Genomic DNA, 15966 nt, shown 5'->3' with positions numbered 1-15966 from the left:
TTGTGGACGAGAGGAATTCTCTTTTAACTTGTCAATTTTTTCAAATAACTGAATATTTCTAATTGAGGTAAATATGAAAATCGAATACTTACTGATTTATCTGATGTCGTTGATTTTTTCTGGCTGTGCTACTCAGCCTAATCAGATTAAGGCGGAAGAAAAGCTAAATACTGACTCAAAACTAGCTACAGAATATTATGTGAAAGCATTTGAACTCATTAAGCAATCTAAAGATAAAGAAGCAATAGTTTGGGTTGAAAAGGCCGCTGAGCTTGGTCACTCGAAGGCACAGTTTTTACTTGGGTATATGGTTGATGCAGGTACTGCTGGATATTCACAATCAGTTAAAGCAGTTCATTGGTATTCAAAGGCTGCAAAACAAGGAAATATGGATGCACAATTTAATTTAGGCAGAATGTCGAAAGAAGAAAGGCAAGTTCCCGAACATTATACCAATGCTGTTGAAAGAAAAATTAAAGAAGAAGAGTATAAATCGGCACAAGTAAATACGGTTTTTGTTGGCAAACTCTTGGGTTATGAAGACATTCCATTGGTTCAGCCTTCATCTTGTTTTGAACCTGGTGTACTTTGTATGGATGCGTATATAACTTACAAAATAAAAGTCATTGAAGTGTTTGCCGGTGAGTCGTTATCTGGTGTTATAAATGCCTCAAGACTCCAACATGGCCCTCACATGTACAGAGGAAGTGATGAATCTCTGTTTGTTGTAACAAAGATTCCAGATGAAAAATCAGTGGAATTATTAAAGGCAAGTCATTACTTAAGAGAACACAAGGAACCACGAACGCAATATTGCTTTTCTGAATCGTTAGATAATTATATTCCAGAGTTAAAAGATTTCATTTATTCAACTTGCACAGATGTTTCTGAATTCAGAGGTGAGATAAAGATGAAATTTTTGGGTGAGCTGGGTGACAAAATTTTAGATAAGCTGACTGAAGATAAAACGCTTATTGAATCTGATGATGGGTACAGTATTAATGGTTTGTTTATCAGTGATGATGTAGACGATGTGGATGAAGAAGACGATAAATGTAAATTTGGGTTAGATTATATGGATTATGACAAGTTAGATAACGACCCAGATTGTGAGGGCCCTAAAAACGCATTTGAAGTGGTCCAATATACAGTCAAGAAGGGGGTTGCTTCAGCTGTAAAGGAATTGATTACAGAGGCAATAAACCAATCAAAACTTGAACTAAGTACAATTGAGATAAAATTCAAAATTATCGAAAATGAAGAGAGTAGTGTACTAGAGTGGCATTATAGAAACACGCAATCTATTTTAGCTGAAACAATCACTTTGGATTAATAACAACAAAAAAAACATGACCAGAAAAAACATCATAATTACCGGTGCCAGTTCAGGACTGGGCAGGGAAATGGCGAGACAGTTTGCTCAGAAGGGGCGGAACCTTGCTATTTGTGCGCGCCGAACGGAAAGCCTTGAATCGTTGAAAAAGGAATTGCTTTTGATCAATCCTGAGATTCAGGTTGAAGTGGCTGAGTTGGATGTCAATGACCATGATGAGGTTTTTGCGGTGTTTAAGCAATTCAAATCCGCTTTGGGTGATATAGACCGGGCGATTTTGAATGCCGGTATGGGGAAGGGCGCGAGTTTGGGTACAGGTTACTTTCATGCCAATAAACAAACCGCTGAGACGAACTTTGTCGCTTTAATTGCACAAGCTGAAGCGGCGCTTGAAATCATGCGCGAACAACAGCACGGTCACTTGGTCGCGATTTCATCCATGAGTGGTTTTCGCGGTTATCGGCGTGCACTCACGGTTTATGCGGCCACCAAGGCGGCAGTCACCAACTTGTGTGAGGGTATGTACATTGACTTAATGAACACAGACATCAAAGTCAGTTGTGTTCATCCGGGTTTTATACGCAGTGAAATCAATGAGAAAGTGAAAAAAGTACCGTTTATTGTAGATACCGAAACGGGTGTTAAAGCCATGGTGAAAGCAATAGAAAAAGAAAAGCTGAACAGTTATGTGCCTTTCTGGCCTTGGGCCTTTTTCAGGTATGTGTTTCCAGTTTTACCTAAAGGCATCATCAGAAAACTTTCTTGAACGCAGGCCATAATGAGTTAAGTTTTACTTTGTTAAATGCATATAATGCGTATTTAATAAATTGTTATAACTTTTAGGGGCAAACTTTAGAAATGGGTTTTATTCGAATAATCGGTCTAATTATTGGTTTTTTCCTCATATTTAGTGCATTCGCACCTGCAAGCGAGCCCCCATCTCTAGTTACACGCCTTTACAATGGATCTTCTTTTTTGTTGGGGGTATTATTGGTTACACCTTTGCAAGTGATTTCGACTTATTATAGGCGCGTAGGCATGTCCGTGCTTATAGTTGTTGTTGGTGTTGTGCAATTCGGCTTGTACACTCTAGTCTTATTTGAAAATACCAGTGGCCAAGTACCAGTTGGCACTATTGCCATCGCATTTTTAATTTACGTTACTGTGTTTCTTAATGCCTGGTATCATTATAATAAAGCTAAGTTATAACAAACGCAAGCAGTCGGACCCAGCAAAGCTGGGCCGCTGATGCTAATCGTTATGCAATCATGAAGAAAATCATAGCAACAATCACATTTTCACTTATTTCGTCTCTTTCTTTTGGGTTTCAGTGTGGGCCTGAAAAGAGCGAGAAAGAAAAGTTTAAAGAAGCCAAATCTGTATTACTGTTCCAAGTAGTGGCTACAGAGTTAAAAACTACAGAATTTGATGGGCAAGAAGTTGGATACAGTCAAGCTACATATCGCTTGATTGAGTCCTTTAAAGGATCGGAAGAGAAAGAAGGTAAAGTTGTAGAGGTCTTGGGGTATGGTACTGGTTTGGTTGGTTTGATCCCGGGCATCTATTATTTGGCATTTCTCGGTGAGAGCAACGAATATGCCAAATACCCTTGGCTTACTATTTGTGACGTCGAGCTGTCAACTTTTAACATCGAGGGGACCGAGGTTGAGAAAAAACTCGAAAAAATCAGGGCCCTCAAGTAAATGCATAACAAAGCGCCCAAAGTTATCCGCGGCTGAGCGCGGCGCTAATTACCAGCCTCAAACCCATCAACAAAAATCAAATCAATCACTTCAATGTCGGCCGTATAAGTTTGGTAGTCTCGGGGTTCTGTTACCACCACCAGCTGGCTGAAGTCTTGGCTAAAGGTAAAGCCTTCGACTTGGCGGTCGGGTAAGGTCAGTTGTTCGTGTAAATTACCCTGAAAATCCACCACGCTGAGATTGTGGGCGGTGTCTGACATTAGCCACAGGCGGCCATTGGCTTGATTGAAATAGCAGCTGGATAAATCTGCGAAAGTGCCTAAAAGGCCTTCAAGTGTATTGGTGTCCAATGCGGTGGCGACAACCAGACTGTTGTCTGAATAAGTGGCATCGTTTGAGTGGGCAGGGCGGTCGAATACCAGTACTTCCATTGAAGGGTCTTCTATGCAAACAAAAAAGCGGTTGTTAGCAGCATCATAGGCAATGCCTTCGCCAGAATCGCCACCGGATGTGGCTGCATAGGTCAGTGTTTGTAGGCCTGGTAGGTCAATGCGGATGCTGTGGGTTTCAAAAGGTGATTGGACGATGTATACAGAACCTTCGCTGCCACCTTCTTCTACAATGGCGTATTCATAAAATTGACCATTGGTGCCCAAATAAGTGATGTCTTCACAATCACCACATGACAACACGCCGCAAAATAACTCATTGAATTGATTGTCCAAACGGCAATAGCGGTCTTGGTTGACCGTGACATATTCATCAGCAATCGGGTTGTAAGTAATCCCAGACAAGTTATATTCAGTGGTCAGTTGGCTGAAATTGCCATCAACTATGTAGTCGCTTAAGTTGGCCGGATTGCCGTTGGCTGGATTGGCGTTGCTGTGCTGGCAGGTGATTGTGGTCAGTATGAAATAGGCTGTGATTTTAAAAGGCATGGTTAAGCTAATTGGCGTTGTATTGTAGTTAGTTATGGTATGACTGAATGGCAGGTTGATTTGTGATGGCGTACTGGAATTTTCAAATATAGCGCTGTACTTTAGTACTGTTTCACAAGTATTTATGGTTGATAGCAAGGAATCACCGTAGTCGCACCCCTTGCGGGTGCCTTTATGAAGATATTCATGCAGCGGAATGATCTTGTCGTTCAGTAAGTCACTTTGAAAAAAAAGTGATACGGGGCAAAGGCTGGGGCAAGCCCAGCAACTACAATAAAACCAGTGTTTTATGTGAAACAGGATCATAATGGTGGGCCAAGATTTTCAAATCTGTTGCTGAACCATGTGTCACATGCTTGTGTTAACATCATTTGATGGAAACTGAGAAAACAAATATACAAGGCAGCTGTCATTGTGGCGCTGTGGTTTTTAACCTGTCGGCATCGCCTAAGTGGCTGGTTGAATGTAATTGTTCCATTTGCCAAAGGCTGGGGGCATTGTGGGGCCATGTTGACATGAGTCATGTGACCTTGCCTGAAAGCAATGGCGAGACCATTGCTTATGTTCATGGTGATAAAACCTTAGCCATGCATTCATGTAAAAACTGTGGCTGTACCACACACTGGTTGAGTTTGAACTGTGATGAGTCAACACGCATGGCGGTGAATTTTCGCATGTGTACAGCCAAAGACCGCGCACGGCTCAAAATCAGGCCCTTTGATGGTGCGAATACTTGGGAGTTTTTAGATTGAAATGATAAAGCTGGTTGTTATGTTGTTGCTCATGTCTGGCGTAAACTGGGCTCAAGATGCGGTACATGAGGAGCCGCGTATTTTTGGCGAATGTCTCCCGCATTATGCATCTGGTCAGGACAGCTTGTTTCTTTACAACTTGCCGAATAAAAAGTCACAAACAAAAATCATTCCTTACGGCGTTGATTGGAAAATACCTTTTAGCTTAAAAGATGGTTTAACTCGAGTCATTTCTGTAGGTAAGTTGAAAACTAAAGAACAAGCGTTGGCAACACAGTGTGAACCCACGCTGCCTGACAATGAGCGAGTCATATATAAAAATGAAATTGTGGATTACTTGTACTATACCAGCGAAGGGTACGGAAGGGTTTCTATCAAAGGTTCTCAGTGTGAGGTTCCAGTTGATGAAGGTTTTGGTTTATTCGAGGTCATTACATTTCCTGAAGTTCAAGTTTGGCAGCGGGTATTATTTAAAGACGGAAGCTCTCCTGGCTGGCTATTACTTGATGGGAGCCAAACCAAAGTCAGTGGGATTGAATGTTAATTAATAATGTCATGAATAAACGAGTCCAATGCAGTTTCTAGGCTCATTATCCAGCGCCTTTTAATTTTAGACTTTCCTTGTTTTTAACTTTTATTTTACTTATTCAAAACCATGTTCAAATATCAAGTCCATATACTGAGGGAAAGCGCCCATGTTGATGCAAGGGCTGCTTGTTTCAGGTTGAAAGTTGCCGTTGTTGATGTCTGTGAACATGGGGTCGGCTTCAATGCTGTTACTGTCTAATCCCAAGTCTTGTTGCCAGTCGCTGAGTACATACCGGCCACCCAGCACGCCGTAATTACCACCATTCTGTGCACCAATATTCAGTTCAATCGCTGTATTGGGGTTGTAGTAGCAGTTGTTGTGTAAATTAAGTTCGGGCAATATCAAGCTGTAAAGGTCATCGCTCATGTAAGTACCAATATTGATCAGGCCTTTTTCTTGGTTGTAGGCTGGGATCAGGTCATAAAAGATGTTGTTGTTGATGGTGATGTTTTTGGGATCGTTTGGGAAGTCTTGGTTGATCCAATTGGTGGTTGGGTTGAGTAGGATGCCACCTGAGTTATAAATCGTGTTGTATTCAAAAGTTTGATTCACTTGGTGGGTTGGCCCGCCGGCATCAATCGAATGAATGCGGTCAGAATTGATGATGGTGTTGTGGTGTATGTGGCTGTTTGCTGTACCTGTTTGTATTGCGTGGTGTTTGCAATTTTCAAACTGGTTGTTGTAAACCTTAAAATAAGCAACTGGATCTGAACTGGCGTGTTTGTATTTCAAACATGTGCCTGACTTTTGTGCAGATGTCGGCACACTGTTGTAAAAGTCGTTGTCGTGGACGCTGATGTTGCCACCTTGGAAAAAAACCATATTAGAACTGTTGACAGTACTTTCTCCATTGGTGTCGTGGTTGGTTCGATCATAATTGTCATGGAAGCTGCTGTTAAAAACTTCGATGTCGTAACAGCCAGCACAATGGAGGCCTGATATGTTGTTGTTATCTAGACCGTCTGTGTCATAGACTTCCACATTTGAAACTTTGACGTGTTCAATCTCTGCTAGCCTGAGGCCGCCACCTTCGCCCGTGGCATAGGCATTGCGAATGGTGATGTCGGAGATGTTCCAATGACTGCTTTGGTAGATGAGGGCGCCTGAGCCATTGCCTCCCGCATCGAGTATGGGGTTGGTGCCAGGATAAGCTTTGATGTGGAACCAATTGTTGATGTCGCCGTATTTGCCCCTGAAGTAGACAAGGTATGCGCCACCGTCTGTGGCACCGCCATCTCCACCAGGGTTCAGCAAAGTGTTATGAATGCCTTCCATCAGGAAGATGGTGTCTCCGGGCTGAAGCTCAATCCATTGTGGCGGTTTGAAGTTGGATGAATAATAGCTGATGACGTTTCGGAAGGTTTCCCAAGGGGCGTTTTCTGACCCCGTGTTGTTGTCACTGCCATTAATAGGGTCAATATAGAAGTTTTGTTGTGCTGAGACCATTGGTATATTGAACATCAGCAACAGGAGTAGAGCGCACAACGTCCACTTTTTAGTCATCATATTTAAACGGAATTAAAAGGAAATATGGTATCACTTTCAGGCAACATGAAATGTGAATTGTTTCAGAATTTATCAGTCACTTGCTGTGTTTTAAGGCGGTTGATATTGATGACCATTGTATGAGTATGGTTTAGTGGTTTGTCATTTTAATAATAAGTTGCCTTTTGGTGCCTGATGATCGCATGTTCCTTTTAAATTAAAAGTCTAATAACCAAGCCGCTTTTAAATTTACTGACGCAGAAACTAAAATTAATTCAAAAAAACAATCAAATCAGGTGAATGTCATTACTTTGATTCATTTATAATTCGCTGTTAACATGTTTTTTTTGGCAACAGGTGCATTGTGAATAAAATCCCATTGAATGCGAACACACAGATTCTCAGTCCTAAATTGGATGCTCTATTTGTATGCTTGATATTTTGTATGTTGTTGGTTTTTTCTTTGCAAAGTGTCGCCAAAGAAGTGAATGTCAATCAAGCTGCAGCATTGGTCGATTCACAAAATGTGAAAGCACCGGGTGCGCTTAAGTCTGCCATGTTTAACCTGATCAGCAAAGGCAGTGGTTTAAATGCCGAAGCTGTGGAAAGTCAAGGTTGGTTAGATGACAGTTTTTCTTCTGTGATATTGCGACATTATTTTGAGCAAGCACCGCGGCACAATGGTCAGCAGCAGTATTGGTTGCATGTGGTAGCAGATGAACAGTTGTTGCGCCAGAAGATGGTTGAAAAAGAAATACCAATCTGGCCTAACAGACGCACACCCATGTTGGTTTGGATGGTTTCGGAAGATGAGTCAGGTGTGTTGTCGTTTGAGCCAGAAACTGGGGACAATCATTATTGGTTAAACAAGTGGTTAGAAAATAAGGGCGTTCCTGCCGATTTTTACCAAGTTGACGCGTCAGATTTGATGAATTTTGCGCCTGAAGATGTGAAGTTGCTCAACCCTGATGTGATTGACTATCTGCATCAAGTGCAACAATATGAAAATGTGTTACTGGTTTATGTTAAGGACACTGGACTTGGGTATTCTTACAGAATGGGCTTGGCTAAAGCGGGTGAAGATGTCATCATCAAACACCGACAGTTTGTGAAGCTCAGTCAAGGTTTCAATCATTTGAGTGATTTTGTCCAAAGTCACCAAGCAGCGAATCAACAAATTTTTGCCAATGAATTGGCCAATCGCACCATTTCTATTCAAATCAATAATATTTACAATGCCGACCAAATGTTAATGATCATCAATTACCTGAATAACCAATCGCTGATCAACCAGTGGCAAATTGAAAAACTGAAAGGGCAGGTGCTTCATTTGAGATTGGATATCAGTGTGCTTGCAGAAACGTTTACACGATTCGTTGACAATGAATCGGTGTTGAATTATTTGCCATTAGATACGGGAAACAGTTTAATTTTTTCTGCACTACCTCAATGAAACCAGAACAAAAGTTACAATGGCTGAGTTATTTGCCAAACATCATCACCATAGGGCGCATCATTGCTTTAGGGCCTTTGGTGTATTACATGTGGCAGAAAGATTATCAGACCGCTTTAATCATCACTTTTTTTGCAGGTTTATCTGATGGTTTGGATGGCTTTCTTGCCAAGCGGTTTGGTTGGCAAGGTTGGTTGGGCGGCATTTTAGATCCTCTGGCTGATAAAGCCATGATGATGTTGTGCTATTTGGTGTTGGCATGGCAATCTGTCATCCCGCTGTGGTTGTTTGTTATGGTGGTGTTGCGCGATGTGCTGATTGTTTTAGGTACCAGCTATTATCACTTTAAGATTGGTAAGATAAAACAAGCACAACCGACTTTCTGGAGCAAGTGTAATACGGTGTTACAAATCCTTTTGATTCTGTTTTTATTACTTGATTTGGCAGATTGGTGGCACTTACCATTTTCAATGTCATGGTTGTTTTATGCCGTGGGTTTCACCACATTTAGCAGTGGTATTCAATATGTATTAATGGGTCGCCGTATGGCGCGACTGGAGCAGTCTCATGTTAACTGATCGAAATCAACAATGGTATTTTTTGGCCGTTGCTATTTTAGTGGGCTATTTGGTTTACTTGCTGTCCCCCATATTGACGCCATTTGCGGTCAGTGCTTTGTTGGCTTATTTGTTTGACCCGTTGGCGGATAAACTGGAGTCTTGGAAGTTCAGCCGTTCTATTTCGGTCACCATCGTTTTTTTTGTTATTACCTTAATAGTGATTGGTGTGGCTTTGCTCTTGATTCCTGCATTGGAGCAACAAATATCGAGTTTTGTCAGTCGTTTACCGATGTATTTCGAATGGTTAAGTGAGAATCTAACCCCTTGGTTGCAACAAAATTTTGGCTTGCAAACTGACTTGTTTGATATATCTGAATTGGGTGCTTTGATTAAATCGCACTGGAGTCAAGCCGGTGGTATTGCTCAAAACATCATTTCTTCAGTCGGCAAGAGTGGCATGGTGGTGGTGAACTGGATGATGAATGGTTTATTAATTCCTGTGGTTACATTTTATTTATTGAGAGACTGGGACATCATTACTGCTCGAGTGGGTGAGTTGGTGCCACGACCTTATTATAATACTGTCAATCAATTAACCCGCGATTCAAATGCAGTGTTGTCTTCATTTCTTAGGGGGCAATTGAGTGTGATGTTGGCTTTGGGTACCATTTATACCATTGGTCTGTGGTTGGTTGGTATTGAGCTCTCTTTATTGATTGGCATGGGGGCTGGCATGGTCTCTTTTGTGCCTTATTTAGGCACTATTGTCGGTTTGATTGCTGGTGTGATTGCGGCATTTATGCAATTTGGAGACATCAACCACATCATATATGTATTGATTGTTTTCGGCATTGGTCAGCTTATGGAAGGCTTTATTTTGACGCCTTGGTTGGTTGGTGATCGCATTGGTTTACATCCAGTGGCGGTCATTTTTTCTGTTTTGGCAGGTGGTCAATTGTTCGGTTTTGTTGGTGTGCTGTTAGGCTTGCCGCTGGCGGCTGTCATTATGGTGTTGTTGCGGTATGGGCATGTCAGGTATATGGAAAGTAAGTTATATGGCAAGGAAAATGAAATCAATTTAAGCAAAAAGCCGGATGGGGATAACAACAAGCGGCAAAAACAGAAAGCAATTCAATCTGAAACGGAAGACAAACTGAGTCAAGCTCCAGACACTGGTGAAGATAAAGAAGTTTGATATGAAACACAGCAAGCAAGTGCCACTGGAATTGGTTACCGCTCAGTCACAAGACTTCGAAGACTTTATCCTTGCAGATGAGGATGTGCCGGTTGTGTCTGCGCTCAAAAGCAGGTTACCAGATTTCAGTTATGTTTGGGGAGCACCTGGCACGGGAAAAACGCACGTGCTGAATGCCTGTCGACATTGGCATGAAAGACAAACGACCAAGGTCATGATGGTTGCTGCAGAGCAAATGAAAACAGTGCCCATTGAAAATGTGTTGCCAACTGATTTGGCTTTGTTGTTGGTGGATGATGTGAATGTGCTTGCAGGCAATCGTGCTGATGAAACATTGGCATTTAATTTATATAACCACTGTAAGGCCAATGGCATTTCATTGATATACAGTGCTTCAATTTCCCCGCGAAGCAAAGACTGGTGTTTGCCGGATTTGCGTTCTAGGCTCAATGCTGGGCAAATCTTACCATTGACTGTTTTGGCAGGAGAAAAAGCGTTGGCACTGTTTGAAAGGCAATTGGTAGATAAAGGCATCACTTTTGATGCAGCCGTTTTGCCATACGTCGAAAAACATTTGTCCAGAGATTACCCAAGTTTATGCCAATTGTTGAAAACAATAGAAACAGAGACCTTGAAAGAAAAGCACAGGTTGACTGTCCCTTTATTAAAGAAAATAAATCTGTCTGGACTATAGACTTTAATTTCTTGATTGGCGATAATACCGGCCTGGTGACTTCCGTTTGTCACCTCGCAATGAATAGCGGTGGACTTGGTCAGGCCCGGAAGGGAGCAGCCACAGTCGTGACTTCATGTGCGGGGACCGGCTGGCGGGAGTCCCTTTAATTCATCACTGGCCTCAAATGACATATCAAGCTTTAGCACGTAAATACCGCCCTCAAAACTTTCAAGAAATCGTTGGACAAGAACATGTCGTACAGGCATTGGTCAACGGACTTGAAAACAACCGACTTCACCATGCTTTTTTATTCACCGGAACTCGCGGTGTAGGCAAGACCACCTTGGCTCGTGTGTTGGCCAAATCACTGAATTGTCTTGAAGGTGTTTCAGGAACTCCCTGTGGTGTATGCACCCACTGTGAAGAGATTAAGTCAGGCGAATTCATTGACCTGATTGAGGTTGATGCGGCGTCAAGAACAGGTGTTGATGACACACGTGCGCTGTTAGAAAATGTCCATTACTCACCGAGTAAAGGGCGCTACAAGATTTACCTCATAGATGAGGTGCACATGTTTTCTAAAAGCAGTTTCAATGCCTTATTGAAAACATTGGAAGAGCCACCCGAACACGTTAAATTCTTACTCGCAACGACCGAACCAGATAAATTGCCTATTACGGTTTTATCACGCTGTTTACAATTCAACCTAAAGCGTTTAACCCAAAAACAAATTTCAGACCACTTGGTATCTCTGCTGGTTAAAGAAAACGTCAACTATGATGACAAGGCCATCGCGTTAATTTCGCGGGTGGCAGACGGTTCAATGCGAGACTCTCTGAGCTTAATGGATCAATCTTTGGCATTTGGTGCTGGCCAAGTGACTTACGATGAAATCCGCAACATGCTGGGTACGGTTGAACATTCTCATGTGACTGAGTTGATGAAGTTGATAGGTGAAGGCGATCATGATGGCGTGGTAGCCAAGCTTGAATGGTTGCACGAAATGTCGATTGATTATGTGCAAGTATTAGAAGAACTGTGTTTGCTGCTTCACGAAGTGGCTTTGATACAACAATTCCAAAAGGTCACTGGCAGTGCCGCATTTGATGTGGCAGACCTGAAGCATTTTGCACAGGCCTTGTCGGCAGAAGCGGTACAAATGTATTATCAATTGGTGATGTTGTCATTGGATCAAATGCGCATGGCACCGAATAAGAAAATCAGTTTTGAGATGGCCATCATCAGGATGCTGGCTTTTGAAGTAGGGCCTTATGACAGTGGAATGAACGCGGACTCAAAAAAAAACACTGAATTAAAGCCTGTGCCTGAAAAAACTGAGGTACCCCAGGCACAAATCAAGTCGCACCAGGCGGTTGAACAAAACAATAATGATCAAGTTACAGAGAAGCCTGTTGATGCTGTTGTTGAATCTCATACTCAAAAACCTTCATCAGATCAGCCGGTTCAAAGCCAGCCTCAATCAAGGCAAGCGGTTGCCGAGCAAAATCAATCTGCCCAAACACACCAACCCATCTTGTCATTTGAAGGTTTGACCCAAGAAATGTGGCTCAGTGCTTTTCCAGATTTGCCTTTAAAGGGCAGTACCAGAGAAATGGCCCGACATTTTGAACTGTTGAAAAATGAAGCAAACACCCTCACATTTGCTGTAGATACACAGGCGCAAATGTATTTGTCAGATAAGTCTAAGCAGGTTTTTGAGCAGATTTTACAAGTTGAAGCTCAAGGTTTTCAGTTGATTTATCAATTGGCAGATGAGGTGAGCAGCGTGGCCAAGGCACAAGCTTTGGCAGCGCAACAGCAACAACAACAATTGGCGCCTCACAAGGATCCTGTGGTTTCAGAGCTGCAACAACAGTTTGGCGCCACAGTGATTGAAAACAAATTTGGTACGAAATAACATCAGGTGAAATTATGAAAGGTAAATTAGGCGATATGATGCAGCAGGTACAAAAGCTGCAACAGCAAATGGAACAAAATCAAAAAGATTTGGCGACAAAAGAAGTGGTGGGTAAGGCTGGCGGCGACATCGTCAGTGTAACCATGAATGGTCAACACCAGGTTAAATCTATTCGCATCGATCATGACATGATTGACGGTGACAATGAAATGATGGAAGATTTGTTGGTTGCGGCGTTCAATGATGCGTTGAATAAAGTGTCTGAATTGCAGCAAATTGACATGGGTGATTTAACCCAGGGCATGCAATTGCCTCCTGGTTTTAAAATGCCATTCTGATTGTTTGGCGCTCATATTTCATGTCTTTAATCAGTCAATTAATGAATGCTTTGCAAATCATGCCAGGCATCGGACCCAAGTCAGCCCAGCGGCTGACTTTTCATTTATTACAAAAAGACAAAGCAGGTGCTAAGCATTTGGCTGAAACTTTATTGCAAGCCGTAGAGCAGGTCAAAGAGTGTAAAGCTTGTCGCACATTGACAGAGCATGAATTGTGTAAAATTTGTAGTAACGAACAAAGAAGTAAACAACAAATTTGTGTGGTTGAATCGCCTGCGGACATAGTTCATTTGGAGCAAGCCACGGATTACAAAGGCAGGTACTTTGTTTTACATGGCAAATTGTCACCCATTGATGGAATGGGCCCCAAAGAGTTGAAGTTGGATCTGTTGGTTGAATTGTTATCAGATGAAGCTTGTAAAGAGATGATTTTAGCCACTGGGTCAACTGTTGAAGGTGAAACCACGGCTCAATACCTGTCACATTTGGCAGAAAAGGGCGGTATCAAAACCACACGATTAGCACATGGTGTGCCCTTGGGTGGTGATTTAGAGTACATCGATAACAGCACATTGGCACATGCTTTTGCGTCACGTGTTAATATTTAAATAATTTTTGAGTGACTTATGTCTGACGAAGGAACGATTTTTGATAAAATCATCAGCAAGGAAATTCCTGCTGATGTCATATATGAAGATGATTTTGTGCTGGGTTTTAAGGACATCAATCCACAAGCACCTGTTCATGTCTTATTTATCCCCAAAGTGCGCATCAGTACCCACAATGACATCAATACCGATAATGTGGACTACGTTGCTAAAATGCATTTGGCAATCAATGACTATGTCAAAGAAATTGGTGAAGCTGAAAATGGTTACCGCGTGGTGATGAACTGTAATGAAAACGGTCAGCAAACGGTGTATCACATTCACATGCACCTACTGGCTGGCCGCATGATGAATTGGCCGCCGGGCTGAGGGATTAGGTCGATGGATAAGAAAGACCAAATTTTTGATGAGGGTTTCAGTCAAGTTTCATCATTTGCTTTCGATGAAAAAGTGGTCTCAGTGTTTCCTGATATGATCAAACGATCAGTACCAGGTTATGACACCATATTAAAAGGCATTGCCATGTTTGCCATGAAACATGTGAAGCGGCAAACACACATATATGACTTGGGTGCTTCTTTGGGTGGTGTCAGTCTGACACTGGATCAAGCACTTGGACCTCAAAACGTGACCATCCATGCCATCGACATTTCTGATGCAATGATTGCAGGTTTAAATCAATTACTTCGAACCCAGCAAATCAATAACACCATTTCAGTTGAGCAACAAGACCTGTCAGAAACGACAATCAAAAACGCCAGTATGGTGGCGAGCAATTTCACTTTGCAATTTATTGACCCTGCGCTGCGAAATGGTGCTGTAAAGAATATTTATCAAGGCATGAATCAGGGTGGGGTGTTTGTTCTATCTGAAAAGGTCAAGTCATCGGATGCATTGATTGATGCTTACCATGGTTATAAAAAAATCAACGGTTACAGTGACCGTGAAATCGCTCGCAAACGCCAAGCTTTAGAAGACACTTTATTGCCAGACACGGTTTCTGAATGGAAAGTGCGTTTAACTGAAGCCGGGTTTTCTCAAGTCGAAGTGTGGTTTCGTGCCTTTAACTTTGTATCATTTGTTTGTGTTAAATAATGCATCACGCTGTATTTGAAAAACAATTGGCTTCACTGTGGAAGCAAATAGATAACAGTAAAGTAGCGCCTCATAAGCATGTATTACAATCCATAACACAACAAATCATTGATAACATCAATCAGGGTGACTTACCTAAATGGTTAACTGCATTGAGTGAATTACCAACAATTGATGTTGATTCGGTCGGTTTGAATCTGGATGCAGTTACAGCAAGAGGAATGCCTACCCTAAATGAAGCCGAAGCGCTACAAGCACAACTAGAGCTGTTACACCCTTGGAGAAAAGGGCCATTTCAATTGTTCGATACCTTTATAGATACTGAATGGCGATCCAATATGAAGTGGTCGCGGATTGAACCCCATTTACCGGACTTGTCATATAAGAGTGTGTTGGATGTAGGTTGTGGTAACGGTTATTACTTGTTGCGTATGGCGCAACAAAAGCCAGAGTTGTTGTTAGGTATTGAACCAGGCCTTTTACAGAACGTTCAGTTTTGGGCGGTTAATCAATACATAAAGTCTCAAGCGGGTATCTTGCCATTGAAGATGGAACACATGCCCGAACACATGCAGTGCTTTGACGTGGTGTTTTCCATGGGTGTGTTATACCACCGTAAATCACCCATTGGGCATCTGGAGCATTTGAAGGGGTTGTTGGTTAAAGAGGGTACTTTGATTTTAGAAACAATCGTGGTAGATGGTGATAAACAAACATGTTTGATTCCAAAAGATCGCTACGCACAAATGCGTAACGTGTGGTTCTTACCCAGTACAGACATGTTGTGTCTGTGGTTAGAGCGCATTGGCATGAAAAACATAGAAGTGCTTGATGTCAGTACAACCACACCAGAGGAACAACGGTCAACCGAATGGATGCGCTTTCACTCACTTCCAGAATTCATTGATAAAGAAACAGGTAAAACCATAGAAGGTTATGACTTGCCAAAGCGCGCTATCATCAAAGCACAAAGGTAAATAAGTTAGATTGTTTGATTTTAAAAAATCAGCTATATGGTCGCATTTAATATAAGCCACAAACTAATTTCATAAAAGTGTCACAAAAGGGTTTACAAGAAAGTTTTTGGGTCTATAATTCGCACACCTTGTCAGGCAGTGGTCACGAAAAGTGACTGTTTAAAAGGTTTTTTAATTGGCTTTGAAATAAATTTCAAAAAGATGAAAAAAACCGCTTGCATAAGGTGAAAATAAAGCGATAATACGCAGCCCTTCGAGATGAAGGGAAAAGATTTTGAAAGCGGTTTGATTTGGTTTTGAAAAAGATTGAAAATAAAGCTTGCAAACGAAATCAAAACGGCGATAA

17 protein-coding genes and 1 other RNA gene are annotated in these 15966 nt (G+C 41.9%); 16 read left to right on the top strand and 2 right to left on the bottom strand.

Translation table 11 applies throughout. From position 1 onward, the window contains the following. Window positions 1-73: 73 nt before the first annotated feature. From FET73_RS07885 to FET73_RS07875, 3 genes are all read left to right on the top strand, one after another. The gene (locus tag FET73_RS07885) at window positions 74-1333 is read left to right on the top strand and encodes a tetratricopeptide repeat protein (RefSeq protein WP_154223413.1); all 1260 of its coding nucleotides are present in this window, start codon (window positions 74-76) and stop codon (window positions 1331-1333) included. Between the two features lie 16 nt (window positions 1334-1349). Continuing rightward, the gene (locus tag FET73_RS07880) at window positions 1350-2099 is read left to right on the top strand and encodes an SDR family oxidoreductase (RefSeq protein WP_154223412.1); all 750 of its coding nucleotides are present in this window, start codon (window positions 1350-1352) and stop codon (window positions 2097-2099) included. Between the two features lie 502 nt (window positions 2100-2601). Continuing rightward, window positions 2602-3036 carry a hypothetical protein gene (locus tag FET73_RS07875; RefSeq protein WP_154223411.1) on the top strand — a complete coding sequence of 145 codons (435 nt, stop codon included), beginning with the start codon at window positions 2602-2604 and terminating at the stop codon, window positions 3034-3036. A gap of 44 nt (window positions 3037-3080) precedes the next feature. On the opposite strand, the gene FET73_RS07870 is transcribed toward FET73_RS07875, so the two are convergent. Next, complete coding sequence (locus FET73_RS07870) at window positions 3081-4112, bottom strand: SdiA-regulated domain-containing protein (RefSeq protein WP_179952182.1); 1032 nt, start codon at window positions 4110-4112, stop codon at window positions 3081-3083. 236 nt (window positions 4113-4348) lie between these two features. Here FET73_RS07870 and FET73_RS07865 point away from each other — a divergent pair, with 236 nt between their 5' ends. Both FET73_RS07865 and FET73_RS07860 read left to right on the top strand, forming a co-directional pair. Continuing rightward, window positions 4349-4726: a GFA family protein gene (locus tag FET73_RS07865; protein ID WP_154223409.1), complete on the top strand. Its 378-nt coding sequence runs from the start codon at window positions 4349-4351 to the stop codon at window positions 4724-4726. A gap of 1 nt (window position 4727) precedes the next feature. Further along, window positions 4728-5270, top strand: a complete 543-nt coding sequence (locus FET73_RS07860; protein WP_154223408.1) for a hypothetical protein — start codon at window positions 4728-4730, stop codon at window positions 5268-5270. Between the two features lie 99 nt (window positions 5271-5369). Here FET73_RS07860 and FET73_RS07855 read toward each other — a convergent pair whose 3' ends face one another. Beyond that, entirely contained in the window at window positions 5370-6818 is a 1449-nt protein-coding gene (locus FET73_RS07855; protein ID WP_218944298.1) for a DUF5123 domain-containing protein, read from the bottom strand. 346 nt (window positions 6819-7164) lie between these two features. On the opposite strand from FET73_RS07855, the gene FET73_RS07850 reads away from it, so the two are divergent. From FET73_RS07850 to cmoB, 11 genes are all read left to right on the top strand, one after another. Continuing rightward, window positions 7165-8253, top strand: coding sequence for a DUF2066 domain-containing protein (locus tag FET73_RS07850; protein ID WP_154223406.1), 1089 nt, complete (start codon window positions 7165-7167; stop codon window positions 8251-8253). Next, window positions 8250-8831, top strand: coding sequence for a CDP-alcohol phosphatidyltransferase family protein (locus tag FET73_RS07845; RefSeq protein ID WP_154223405.1), 582 nt, complete (start codon window positions 8250-8252; stop codon window positions 8829-8831). The genes FET73_RS07850 and FET73_RS07845 overlap by 4 nt, the downstream gene beginning before the upstream one ends. Next, on the top strand, window positions 8821-10008 hold the full coding sequence (locus FET73_RS07840; RefSeq protein ID WP_154223404.1) for an AI-2E family transporter: 1188 nt from the start codon (window positions 8821-8823) through the stop codon (window positions 10006-10008). The genes FET73_RS07845 and FET73_RS07840 overlap by 11 nt, the downstream gene beginning before the upstream one ends. Window position 10009: 1 nt before the next feature. Beyond that, complete coding sequence (locus FET73_RS07835; RefSeq protein ID WP_154223403.1) at window positions 10010-10702, top strand: HdaA/DnaA family protein; 693 nt, start codon at window positions 10010-10012, stop codon at window positions 10700-10702. A gap of 43 nt (window positions 10703-10745) precedes the next feature. Beyond that, an RNA gene (ffs, locus tag FET73_RS07830) (signal recognition particle sRNA small type) lies at window positions 10746-10841 on the top strand. Window positions 10842-10868: 27 nt separating this feature from the next. After that, complete coding sequence (dnaX, locus tag FET73_RS07825; protein WP_154223402.1) at window positions 10869-12602, top strand: DNA polymerase III subunit gamma/tau; 1734 nt, start codon at window positions 10869-10871, stop codon at window positions 12600-12602. A gap of 14 nt (window positions 12603-12616) precedes the next feature. Next, a complete protein-coding gene (locus tag FET73_RS07820; RefSeq protein WP_154223401.1) occupies window positions 12617-12940 on the top strand; it encodes a YbaB/EbfC family nucleoid-associated protein in 324 nt (107 codons plus the stop codon). 20 nt (window positions 12941-12960) lie between these two features. After that, window positions 12961-13548, top strand: coding sequence for a recombination mediator RecR (recR, locus tag FET73_RS07815; protein ID WP_154223400.1), 588 nt, complete (start codon window positions 12961-12963; stop codon window positions 13546-13548). 18 nt (window positions 13549-13566) lie between these two features. Then, entirely contained in the window at window positions 13567-13917 is a 351-nt protein-coding gene (locus FET73_RS07810; protein WP_154223399.1) for a histidine triad nucleotide-binding protein, read from the top strand. A gap of 12 nt (window positions 13918-13929) precedes the next feature. After that, the gene (gene cmoA, locus FET73_RS07805; protein ID WP_154223398.1) at window positions 13930-14643 is read left to right on the top strand and encodes a carboxy-S-adenosyl-L-methionine synthase CmoA; all 714 of its coding nucleotides are present in this window, start codon (window positions 13930-13932) and stop codon (window positions 14641-14643) included. Then, the gene (gene cmoB / locus FET73_RS07800) at window positions 14643-15620 is read left to right on the top strand and encodes a tRNA 5-methoxyuridine(34)/uridine 5-oxyacetic acid(34) synthase CmoB (RefSeq protein ID WP_154223397.1); all 978 of its coding nucleotides are present in this window, start codon (window positions 14643-14645) and stop codon (window positions 15618-15620) included. Before cmoA ends, cmoB begins: the two co-directional genes overlap by 1 nt. The last annotated feature ends 346 nt before the right edge of the window (window positions 15621-15966 follow it).

Origin of the sequence: Marinicella rhabdoformis (genome assembly GCF_009671245.1) — a bacterium.
Classification (GTDB): domain Bacteria; phylum Pseudomonadota; class Gammaproteobacteria; order Xanthomonadales; family Marinicellaceae; genus Marinicella; species Marinicella rhabdoformis.
This window is presented reverse-complemented; position numbering and strand designations above follow the sequence as displayed.